Annotated in this window: 6 protein-coding genes and 2 pseudogenes; 3 read left to right on the top strand and 5 right to left on the bottom strand. The window is 65.8% G+C overall.

Features of this window, described 5'->3' with window-relative positions:
- Window positions 1-100 precede the first annotated feature (100 nt).
- The 5 genes from I5M_RS14215 to I5M_RS14195 form a co-directional block, all read right to left on the bottom strand.
- Window positions 101-3,607, bottom strand: coding sequence for a PAS domain-containing hybrid sensor histidine kinase/response regulator (locus I5M_RS14215; RefSeq protein ID WP_031336387.1), 3,507 nt, complete (start codon window positions 3,605-3,607; stop codon window positions 101-103).
- Window positions 3,608-3,874: 267 nt separating this feature from the next.
- Entirely contained in the window at window positions 3,875-5,104 is a 1,230-nt protein-coding gene (hemA, locus tag I5M_RS14210) for a 5-aminolevulinate synthase (protein WP_022722003.1), read from the bottom strand.
- Window positions 5,105-5,327: 223 nt separating this feature from the next.
- Window positions 5,328-6,389 carry an MBL fold metallo-hydrolase gene (locus I5M_RS14205; protein WP_022722002.1) on the bottom strand — a complete coding sequence of 354 codons (1,062 nt, stop codon included), beginning with the start codon at window positions 6,387-6,389 and terminating at the stop codon, window positions 5,328-5,330.
- 151 nt (window positions 6,390-6,540) lie between these two features.
- Window positions 6,541-8,682, bottom strand: coding sequence for a methyl-accepting chemotaxis protein (locus tag I5M_RS14200; protein WP_022722001.1), 2,142 nt, complete (start codon window positions 8,680-8,682; stop codon window positions 6,541-6,543).
- A gap of 241 nt (window positions 8,683-8,923) precedes the next feature.
- Window positions 8,924-9,634: an outer membrane protein gene (locus I5M_RS14195; RefSeq protein WP_022722000.1), complete on the bottom strand. Its 711-nt coding sequence runs from the start codon at window positions 9,632-9,634 to the stop codon at window positions 8,924-8,926.
- 298 nt (window positions 9,635-9,932) lie between these two features.
- On the opposite strand from I5M_RS14195, the gene I5M_RS33140 reads away from it, so the two are divergent.
- From I5M_RS33140 to I5M_RS14180, 3 genes and pseudogenes are all read left to right on the top strand, one after another.
- Entirely contained in the window at window positions 9,933-10,097 is a 165-nt protein-coding gene (locus I5M_RS33140) for a hypothetical protein (RefSeq protein ID WP_199900037.1), read from the top strand.
- Between the two features lie 5 nt (window positions 10,098-10,102).
- A pseudogene (locus I5M_RS29785) lies at window positions 10,103-10,862 on the top strand (metal ABC transporter ATP-binding protein).
- 4 nt (window positions 10,863-10,866) lie between these two features.
- A pseudogene (locus tag I5M_RS14180) lies at window positions 10,867-11,214 on the top strand (metal ABC transporter permease); the annotation flags it as partial.
- Window positions 11,215-11,234 lie beyond the last annotated feature (20 nt).

The raw sequence follows: 11,234 nt of genomic DNA, 5'->3' as shown, positions 1-11,234 counted from the left end.
GTCATTGCGAGAGAAGCGAAGCAATCCAGCTCCGTAAACTGGGCTGGATTGCTTCGTCGCTTCGCTCCTCGCAATGACGGGGAGAGGCGCGTTTAGAGACCTACTCCGCCGCCACCTGCTGCTGCGCATGCCATTGGCTCAGCAGGGCGCGCAGCGACGCGGCTTTCACCGGCTTGTTCAGTACCGCGATCTCTTCCTGCCGGGCCGAGGCGCGGACGCCGGGGCTGCGGTCGGCGGTGATCAGGATTGCCGGGATGGTCTGGCCGAAGCGGGCGCGGATGTCGCGGATCGCCGCGATGCCGTTGCCGCGGTCGAGGTGGTAGTCGACGAGCAGCCCGGTGATGCGCTGCTCGCTGGCCTCGATCGCCTTGATGGCGGCTTCCGGATCGGCGACCGCGATCACCTTGGCGTCCCAGGTCGTCAGCAGCGTTTTCATGCCGTCGAGGATGGCCGGATCGTTCTCGATGCAGACGACCAGGATGCCGCTCATCGAGGCGCGCGACAGCGGCGTCGCGGTGGTAACGGCCGCGGTGTGGTTGACCGCGTCGGCGACCGGCACCGTCACCGCAAAGCACGAGCCGCCGCTGCGATTGGCGTCGAGCGACAGCCCATGGCCGAGCACCCGCGCCAGCCGCTCGACGATCGACAGACCGAGGCCGAGGCCGCGGGCGATCCGGGCGCCCTGTTCGAGGCGATGGAATTCCTTGAAGATTTCGCCGCGCTTGAGCAGCGGGACGCCGACGCCGGTGTCATAGACGCACAGCCGCAGCGACTGGCCGACGCGGCGGCAGCCGATCAGGACGCGGCCCTGCGGCGTGTACTTGATGGCGTTGGAAATCAGGTTCTGCAGCAGCCGCCGCAGCATCAGCCGGTCCGACTGCACCGGCAGCGAGCACGGCACGAAGGTCAGCTTCAGTCCCTTGGCGCGCGCCGTTGGGGCGAACTCGATCTCGAGCGAGCGCATCAGGTCGCCGATCACGAAGCTCGACAGTGACGGCGTCATCGCGCCGGCGTCGAGCCGCGAGATGTCGAGCAGCGCGCCGATGATCTCCTCGATCGCCTGCAGCGACTCGTCGATGTTGTCGACCAGGCGGGCGTCTTCGCCGCCGCTCTGGCGGTCGACCAGGCTGGTGGCGTAGAGACGGGCCGCATTCAGCGGCTGCAGAATGTCGTGGCTGGCGGCGGCGAGGAAGCGCGTCTTGGAGATGTTGGCTTCTTCGGCGGTGCTCTTGGCCAGCGCGAGCTGCGAGTTCAGCCTCGTTAGTTCTTCGGTGCGTTCGCGCACGCGGCGTTCGAGATTGGCGTTGGCGCGCTCCAGCGCCTCGGCCGCCTCGAAGCTCGGGGTGACGTCCGAGAAGGTGATCACCAGCCCGCCGTCCGGCATGCGGTTGGCGCGGACTTCCACCACCAGATGCCGATCGGGAAACCGCTCGATGAACGGCTCGCCTTCGGTGGTGTAGGACGCGAAGCGCAGTTGGGTCTGCGCTTCGGCGTCGCCGGCATTCGCCGCGTTGCTGGCGAGAAACTCCAGGATCTCGATCAGCGGAATGCCGATCTGGATGATGTGCGGCGGCAGTCCCAGAATTTCACCGAACTGCCGGTTGGAGCAGATCAGCTGCAGCTCGGGATTGAACACCGCGATGCCCTGGCGGACGTGATTGAGCGCTGTCTGCAGGATCTCGCGGTTGAAATGCAGCGCGGCGTGAGAATCGTCGAGCAGTTTCAGCGCCGCCTCGGCCGACACCGTGCGCTTGCGCAGGAGCAGCGACAGCACCAGGCGCGACGACGCCGCGCCGATCGACGACGCGATCAGATGCTCGGCGTGCTTGAGCAGCTCGAAATCCGCCGGCGCGGCCGGATCGAGCGACAGGGCGCGGCTGCTGGCGAAATTGCGAAACGACTCCCGCGCCCGGTCGGGCCCGAGATATTGCGCCACCGCGTTGAGGATGTCCTGCACCGTCACGGTGGTGCGCCAGCGCCGGAATGCCGGCGTCATCGGCGTCAGCGTATCGGGCACGAACACTTCCGCCTGCAGCCGGTCGATCGAGGTCGGGCGGCTCAGCAGCGACAGCACCACATAGGCCAGCAGGTTGAGCGACAGACTCCACAGCACGCCGTGGACCAGCGGCGGCAGATCGGCGCCGAGCAGGGCCTGCGGCCGCAGCGCCTCGATGCCCCATGGGCCGTGCTGCAACAGCAGCATGCCGGCGGTCGAGCTTTCCATGAAACTCGGGATGAACAGCGTGTAGGCCCAGGCGGCGAAGCCGATCAACATGCCGCCGATCGCGCCCTGCGCGGTGGCGCGGCGCCAGATCAGACCGCCGAAGAACGCCGGCGCGAACTGCGCGATGGCGGCGAACGACAGCAGGCCGATCGTGGCGAGCTGCGCGGTGCCGAGCGCCTGATAGTACAGATAGGCCAGGATCAGGATGCCGAAGATCGCGAGTCGCCGCACCGTCAGCAGCAGGCCGGCGAAACTGCGCTGGCCGCCGGGTGTCGGCGCGTGGCGCTTCAGCACCAGCGGCATCACCAGATCGTTCGACACCATCACGGCGAGCGCGACGCATTCGACGATCACCATCGCGGTGGCGGCCGACAGGCCGCCGATGAACACGGCGACACTGAGCAGCGGCGCCTTGGCCTCGATCGGCAGCGCCAGCACGTACATGTCGCTGTCGACCTGTCCGAACGGGAAGGTGACGAGGCCGGCGATGGCAATCGGGATCACGAACAGGTTGATGGCGACCAGATACAGCGGGAACAGCCAGCGGGCGCGGCCGACTTCGGCGTCGCTGGAATTTTCGACCACGCTGACGTGAAACTGCCGCGGCAGCATCAGGAAAGCGCAGAACGACAGCGCCGTCATGGTGATGAAATTGGCAGCCGACGGCGTGTAGTCGAGCGCCCGCACCGCCTCCGGCATCTTCATTGCCCGCTCGAGCAGATCGTGCGGGTTGAACATCCAGAAGGTGACGAACACGCCTGCGGCGATGAACGCCACCAGCTTGACGATCGACTCGGTGGCGATCGCCAGCATCAATCCGTGCTGATGCTCGGTAGCGCTGGCCTGGCGGGTGCCGAACAGCACCGCGAACAGCGCCATCGCCATCGCCACGATCAGCGCCATGTCGCCGACGATCGGAATGTTGGCGATACCGCGGTCGTCGCCCAGGATGGTCTGCAGCGACGACGCCACCGCTTTGAGTTGCAGCGCGATGTAAGGCACCGAACCGATGATGGCGATCACCGCCACGGTGGCGGCGACGGTCTGGCTCTTGCCGTAGCGCGCGGCGATGAAGTCGGCAATCGAAGTGATGTTCTGCGACTTGGTGAGTCTTATGACGCGGCGCAGCAGCGGCGCGCCGAGGCTGATCATCAGTATCGGGCCCACATAGATGGCGAGGAAGTCGATGCTGGTGCGGCTGGCGGAGCCGACGGAGCCGAAGAACGTCCACGAGGTGCAGTAGATCGCCAGCGACAGTGGGTAGATCAGGCCGCCGGCACGGCCGGTCCGGAAGCGCGACAGCCGGTCGCCGGTGCTCGCCACATAGAACAGGAAGCCGATATAGCCGAGCGCGGCGAGGATCACGCCCCAATCGTGCAGCATCGCGTCCATGCTCCTCGCGCGTCATGCGCGGGGCGGTTTTTACCGCGTATCAGGGCCGCGTGACTACGCGTTTTTGACGTCGGGCGGGATCGTACGGAGGTAGCGCTTAATGCGAGGGGAGTCGGATCGACAAAAAACTATGGCCGGAGCTCGCTGCCGGCACGAATCCGGCTGCGTCTCCCGGCCATAGCACGGCCCCCGCCGCAATTCGGCTGGTCGTCGGTCGTCGGAGGGTGCGCGCGCGTCTCGACGAACGCGCGCGGCAGATTACTCGGCCGCGATGGCCTTGGCGCCGAGCGGCAGGCCCAGCTTGTTCCAGACCTGGACCAGCGCTTCCGCCAGCGCGTCGATCAGCCGGTCGTCGTGATACGGCGACGGGGTGATCCGCAGCCGCTCGAGGCCGCGCGCGACGGTCGGATAGTTGATCGGCTGGATGTAGATGCCGTGGTCTTCGAGCAGCAGGTCGGAGGCGGCCTTGCACTTCTCGGCATCGCCGACGAACACCGGCACGATATGGGTGTCGGTCGGCATCACCGGGATGCCGGCGTTGTTGAGCACCGCCTTGACACGGGCGGCGCGGTCCTGGTGGCGCTCGCGCTCCCACGACGACGATTTCAGGTGCTTGATCGCGGCGGTCGCGGCGGCGCAGATCGGCGGCGGCAGCGCGGTGGTGAAGATGAAGCCCGGCGCGTAGGAGCGCACGGCGTCGATCACTTCGGCCTTGCCGGTGATGTAACCGCCGAGGCAGCCGAATGCCTTGGCCAGAGTCGCTTCGATGATGTCGATGCGGGCCATGACGCCGTCACGCTCGGCGACGCCGGCGCCATGGGCGCCGTACATGCCGACCGCGTGGACTTCGTCCACATAGGTCATGGCGTTGTACTTCTCGGCCAGATCGCAGATCTTGGCGAGCGGCGCGATGTCGCCGTCCATCGAATACAGGCTCTCGCAAGCGATCAGCTTCGGCCGGTCGGGGCCGGCGGCGATCAGCAGCTCTTCGAGATGTGCGGTGTCGTTGTGACGCCAGACCACGCGCTCGCAGCCCGACTGGCGGATGCCTTCGATCATCGAGTTGTGGTTGAGCGCGTCGGACAGGATCAGGCAGTTCGGGATCAGCTTGCCGAGCGTCGACAGGCCGGTCTGGTTGGAGACGTAGCCCGAGGTGAACAGCAGCGATGCTTCCTTGCCGTGCAGGTCGGCGATTTCACGCTCGAGTTGCACCAGCGGATGATTGGTGCCGGCGATGTTGCGGGTGCCGCCGGCGCCCGTGCCGATCCGCGTCGCGGTCTCGACCATCGCGCCGACCACCTTCGGGTGCTGGCCCATGCCGAGGTAATCGTTCGAGCACCAGATCACGACATCGCGAGCACCCGAATTGGAGTGCCACACGGCGTGCGGAAACCGGCCCGCGATCCGCTCGAGGTCGGCGAACACGCGGTAGCGGCGCTCGTCGTGCAGGCGGTTGAGAGCATCCGAGAAGAATTTGCTGTACTGCATCGCGATGACCTGATCGGAAAGACCCGGGAAAACGGGGCGACAGCGACCGATCGGTCGGCCCGTCGCGGCTATTAGAACTCTTCCAGCATCGATGTCGAGGCGCAATTGGCTATGAGGTCCGCGCCCGACGCGACCTGCTTATCCGCATTTGCGGACCGAATGCTTGATGCGGATCAATGCCTTGCGCCTATACGCCCGGTGTCCGGAACAATGCTGACAAAGGTCAGGCGGTGCGGAACCTCAGCACGCCGTCGGCATCCAGCTCACCGCGGAGTCGCGCCTGACCCACCATGTAGTTGACGTGGGCGATCAGCTCTCCGAGGGCGAAACCGGTCTGGTGGGCGTCGAGCACATGCTTGTTGAACACCACCGGCACCAGCTCGGCGGAAGTCATCGCCCGCTCGCGGCAGGCGTCGGCGATCATGCCACAACGCTCCTGGTGATGGTCGGCGAGCTGTTTGATGCGTGTCTTGACGCCGTAGAACGGCACGCCGTGGCCGGGCAGAACCAGCACATCGTCCGGCAACAAAGACGACAGCTGCGCCAGCGAGTTCAAATAGGAGCCGAGCGCGTCCTCGTCGGGCTCGTGGGCCCAGACGCTGACATTCGGGGAGATCTTGCTCAGTACCTGATCGGCGGAGAGAAACAGCCGGTCCGCCGCGCAATACAGCATCACCTGGTCGGGCGAATGCCCGGCGCCGGTGAAGATGCGGAAGGTGCGTGCGCCGATGGTGATGTCCTGGCCGTGGCTGAGGCGCCGATAGGCTGCCGGCAGCGGCACCGTCTTCTTCAAGTAATCCTGACCGCGTCCGACGAGCTGTTCGATCGTCTTCTCGGCGATGCCGTGGCGGCGGAAGAACTGACGCGAATTTACAATCCGCTCTTCGGTGCGCCGGTTCTGGTGATACACGCCCTGCAGATACTCGATCTGCGACATGTAGAACGGACAGCCGAAGCGCTGCACGATCCAGCCCGCCATGCCGACGTGATCGGGATGCGCGTGGGTGACGATGACGCGGCTGATACGGAAACCCTGCAGAGCGCCGGCGAACAACGTCTCCCAGGCCGCAATGGTGGAGTCGTTGCCGAAGCCGGTATCGACAAGCGCCCAGCCGTCGCCGTCAGCGAGCAAATATATGTTCACATGATCGAGCCGGAACGGCAGCTTCAGCCGGAGCCAGAGAATGCCGGGCGCGATTTCGACGGCCTGGTCGGCGCCGGGATGACGGTCCCACGGGTAGCGCAATTCTTCGGTCGGGGCCGCGTTCGCGATCGTGCTGTGCATAGGGCAGTCGCCTCCTGTCACCGGCTTAGCGGCAGGCCGAAGGCGACACCAGCCCCGAAATCCGCAGGCGCGGCTGCGTGCTGCGGAGCCTTCGCGGATGAGCGGCGGCGGACAGGCCGCCACCGCGGCGGATGAATGCCACCCTGCGGGATTAAGCGGCGCGGATGCTGCCGAGGAAGTCGTCGATCTCGCGGCGCAGCTGTTCGGCTTCCTGGCGCAGCGCGCCGGAGGCGTTCAGCACCTCGCTCGCCGCCGCTCCGGCCTGCGACGTCGCAGCGCTGACGCCGACGATGTTGCCCGACACTTGCTGGGTGCCACCGGCGGCGTGCTGGATGTTGGTCGCCATTTCGCGGGTCGCCGCGCCCTGCTGTTCGACGGCGGCGGTGATCGCGGTGGTCACCTCGTTGATCGCCGTGATGGTCTGGCCGATGCCGCGGATGGCGCCGACCGCAGAAGTCGTGACAGTCTGCATCGCTGCGATCTGCGCGCGGATTTCCTCGGTCGCTTTCTCCGTCTGGCTGGCCAGGCTCTTGACCTCGGCCGCCACCACGGCAAAGCCGCGGCCGGCATCGCCGGCACGGGCCGACTCGATGGTGGCGTTGAGCGCCAGGAGATTGGTCTGCGACGCGATGCTCTGGATCAGGTCGATCACCGCAGTGATGCGTTCGGCATTCTCGGCGAGCCCCTGCATGGTGGCGTCCGTCGCCGACGCCTGCTGCACGGCTTTGCCCGCAATCTCGGCCGAGACCACTACCTGCCGACTGATTTCGTTGATCGAGGTCGTCAGTTCCTCGGTGCCGGAGGCGACGGTCTGGACGTTGACGGAGGTTTCCTCCGCAGCAGCCGCGACGGCGCCGACCAGCGCGCTCGACTTCTCCGCGGTCTGCGCCATGCCGTTGGCGGTCTCCTGCATGGCGCCGGTCGAAGCTTCCAGCCGCTGCATCGCGGTGCCGACCGCCGCCTCGAACGCGGCGATGCGGGCTTCGATGCGTGAGGTGCGCTCCGCCTTGGCGGCGCGGTCCTTGTCTTGTTCTTCGCTGAGCGACCGCGCCTGGATCATGCCGTCGCGGAACACATCGAGCGTGTCGGCCATGGCGGCGATCTCGTCGCTGTGACGGCCGCGCGCGATCGCGACGTCGAGCTCACCTTTGGACAGGCTGAGCATCGCCCGCTGCAGCTCGCCGATCCGGCGCAGAATGCTGCGGCCGACATAGAGCCAGACGAACAGGGCCGACCCGATCAGAGTGAGCAGGCCGAGCCCGATCATCACCTCGGTCGCAAGGGCGACCTGCTGCTGTGTGCCGGCGGCCTGCGCGGCAGTGTCGGCGCGGACGTTGTCGACCAGGCCTTTGACGCTGATGCCAAGTCCGACATTGAGCTTGCGGGTCTCGTCGAGCAGAAGGTCACGATATTCGGCGGCGTCGAGCTCCTTCTGGCGCAGCTCGAACACGCCGGTCTTGCCGGTGCCGAGCGTCATCAGCTTTTGCGCGGCAGCGCTGATGGTTTTCGTGGTGTCGGTCTCGGGCATGCCGGCGAGGTTGGATTCCACCAGCGCTCGGGCGTCTTTATAACTGCGCTCCAGCGGCTCGATCGCTTCGGCGCCCGGCGCCGACAGCGCCGCCATCAGATTTGATGCGATCAGATTGCTCTGGGCGATGACGTTGCCGAGTTGCTCGATGCGCCTTCCGTCCTCGACGGCGTCGTCCTGGGACAGATTGGCCGACGACAGCGTGGCGTTCATCCGGATCTGGGCGTCAAGCATCGCCGGCGTCGCGACTTGGATGAAGGCGTCGTGCGAGCCTCGCAGCGCGTCGAACAGCACGGAGTGCTGTTTCGCCAGCGTCAGGCGTTCCTGTGCGGCGGCGCCGAGGCTGCGGATGGTGTCGTCGATGCTCTTGAGCGTCTCGCGCAGGGCTTCGACCACGCCGCGGTCGGCCTGGTAGGCGGCGATTTCCTCGAGGTTCTGCATCGCCAGCTTTTGGGCTGCCCGCATCCGCTCGGCGCGTTCCTTGAGCTGGTCCGGCGTGCCGGAATCGAGCAGCACCGGGGCCTGGCTGGCCAGGCTTTCGCTTTGGGTGGCAAGCTGCTGGCTGGCGGCAAGCTTGGGAAGGTCGCGGCCGCTCAGGCTGGTCATGCTGGCGCCGAGCTGGTGCAGGCTGATGCCCGCGCCGGCGCTGATCAGGATCGCCATGCCGGCGATTACCCCGAACGCCGCGAACAGGCTGCTGCGAATGCCGAGCCGTATGGCCGGCCGCCGCCACTTCTTCTTGTGGTGCTTTTCGGCCGGCTTCATTCCGCCCCCCATGGTCTGCTCCTCCGTTTCCCTTTGTTGGCTGGGACTGCGGGTGAGTATTGAGGTAGGGGAGTTAATTTAGTTGTGAAATCGGGGCGCTAATCGCGCCTATCGTGCATTTCGCGAGCGGATCAGGCTGAAATGCGAGAATCTCGTCGCGCCGACAACCAAACCAAAAAGAAAGGGCCGGCACGAGGCCGGCCCTTCCAGATTACGATCGCAAGATCGCTGAGTACTGATCTCAGTACTTGGCGACGACCGGACCGCCCCAGTTGAAGCGGTAGTTCAGGCCGGCCTTGACAACGTGCTCGTCGTTCTTGGCCGAGAAGCCCGGAGCCAGGGTGACGTTGCCGAAGTCGTAGTACTGGTACTCGATCTTGCCCGACCAGTTCGGAGCGAACATGTACTCGAGACCGCCGCCGACGGTGTAACCGTCCGACTTGCTGCTGATCGAGACGCCCACGCCGTTGAAGGTCAGGCTCGAGCTGTAGTCGGCGTAGGCGTAACCGCCCTTGGCGTAGATCATCGCCGGGCCCCAGGTGTAGCCGAGGCGGCCGGTGACCGAAGCCAGACCACGCTGGTTGTCGGAGTACACGAACACCGCGCCCGGAGCACCGAAGGTGACCGACTGGTTGGTGCCGCTCAGCCAGGAGTACTGACCTTCGATACCGAGCACCCAGCTCGGAGCGAACTGCCAGTCGTAACCAGCCTGCACACCGCCGAGGAACTTGCCGTTGTTGCTGGCGGTAACGCCGGTGCCGATGGAGTTGTCGCCGGCGAAGGCGCCGCCGATGTGACCACCGATGTAGAAACCGGTCCAGTTATAGATCGGCGCCGGGGTATATTCCGGGGCCTTGGTATAGGTGCGACGGGCGCCGAGATCGGCGGCCATGGCCGGCAGGGTTGCGCCCACGACGAACAGGGCAACGGTACCCAGAAGAAGCTTTTTCATTTTGTATTCTCCAGACTCAAGTGTCGATCAGCCGCCTGAGGCGACCGGGTCGGTGAAGTGACTTAGCCAGATTTTGCATAAAATGCTGTCACCCGAACGCAACCCGGGAGGTGGAACTAACCGATTGCTATGCCACGAGTTTTCCATGGATAACAAATCGTCAAAGGTTCCCTAAGGAACCCTTAAAAGTCCGCTTTTTAGCCGGTCGGTGGCCACCTTTTCGTCACACTTGACCGGGGAATGGACCGTTCTGGGGCGTTACATTATAACGTTAGCTTCACTCTGCCGCAGGCCCGCCATGCACGCACCCGATTCGCACCACCATCATCATCCCGCCGAGGCGCCGCATCCGGCCGAGGCGGCCCCTTGGTCGATCTTGCGAATGGGTGTTGCGGGCCGGCTGGCGGCGGCGATGGGCATCAGCGTCGCGCTCTGGACGGCCGTCCTTCTGGCCATGAGGTGATGGCGATGGCTGCGCTGCTGCAATTTCGCAATGTCACCCTCGGTTATGACCGTCACCCGGCGGTGCATCATCTGTCGGGCGAAATCGCCGACGGCACTCTACTGGCGGTGGTGGGGCCGAACGGAGCCGGCAAGTCCACTCTGTTTCGCGGCCTGGTCGGCATTCTGAAGCCGCTGTCCGGTTCGATCGCCCGCGGCGGCATCGATGTCCGCGACATTGCCTATCTGCCGCAAAGCGCCGAGATCGATCGCAGCTTCCCGATCTCGGTGTTCGATTTCGTCGGCACCGGGCTGTGGCGGACGACCGGCGCGTTCGGCCGAATCGGCAAAGCGGGACGCGACCGTATCGTCGCCGCGCTGGCCGCGGTCGGGCTGTCGGGATTCGAGAACCGCAATATCGGCACGCTGTCGGGTGGCCAGACCCAGCGGATGCTGTTTGCCCGCGTGCTTCTGCAGGATGCGCGGCTGATCGTGCTCGACGAGCCGTTCAAACGCCGTCGATGCCAAGACCATCGCCGATCTCGTCGCGCTGCTGCGGCGCTGGCACGGCGAGGGCCGCACCATCGTGGCGGCGCTGCACGACCTCGACCTGGTGCGCGAGCAATTCCCCGAAACTCTTCTGCTCGCGCGGAGCGTCGTGGCCTGGGGCCCGACCGCCGAGGTGCTGTCCTCCGAGAACCAGGCCGCGGCGCGGCGAATGTGCGAGGCGTTCGACGAGCGCGCCGGCGCTTGCAATGACGCCCCCGCGGCATCCGAGGCAGCCTAGCGCGATGATACTCGTCGATACGCTGGTGACGCCGTTCACCGAATTCGAATTCATGCGCCGCGCGCTCGCCGGCGTGGTGGCGCTGTCGCTCGGCTCCGCGCCGATCGGCGTCTTCCTGATGCTGCGACGGATGAGCCTGGTCGGCGACGCCATGGCGCACGCGATCCTGCCCGGTGCCGCGATCGGCTTTCTGCTGTCCGGGCTCAATCTGTTCGCGATGACCGTCGGTGGCCTGATTGCCGGCTTCGCGGTGGCGATCCTGGCCGGCGTGGTGTCGCGCGTCACGGAGCTGAAAGAAGACGCGTCGCTCGCAGCCTTCTATCTCGTGTCGCTGGCGCTCGGCGTCACGATCGGTCGATGAAGGGGCGACAT

This window comes from Rhodopseudomonas sp. B29 (assembly GCF_000333455.1).
In the GTDB taxonomy this organism is placed as follows: domain Bacteria; phylum Pseudomonadota; class Alphaproteobacteria; order Rhizobiales; family Xanthobacteraceae; genus Rhodopseudomonas.
Note: the sequence above shows the minus strand (reverse complement) of the source record. Positions and strands in the feature narration are given on the sequence as shown.

Coding starts and splice junctions, on each gene's coding strand:
- I5M_RS14215 (WP_031336387.1), bottom strand. CDS start 3,607: ATGCTGCACGATTGGGGCGTGATCCTCGCCGCGCTCGGCTATATCGGC.
- hemA (WP_022722003.1), bottom strand. CDS start 5,104: ATGCAGTACAGCAAATTCTTCTCGGATGCTCTCAACCGCCTGCACGAC.
- I5M_RS14205 (WP_022722002.1), bottom strand. CDS start 6,389: ATGCACAGCACGATCGCGAACGCGGCCCCGACCGAAGAATTGCGCTAC.
- I5M_RS14200 (WP_022722001.1), bottom strand. CDS start 8,682: ATGAAGCCGGCCGAAAAGCACCACAAGAAGAAGTGGCGGCGGCCGGCC.
- I5M_RS14195 (WP_022722000.1), bottom strand. CDS start 9,634: ATGAAAAAGCTTCTTCTGGGTACCGTTGCCCTGTTCGTCGTGGGCGCA.
- I5M_RS33140 (WP_199900037.1), top strand. CDS start 9,933: ATGCACGCACCCGATTCGCACCACCATCATCATCCCGCCGAGGCGCCG.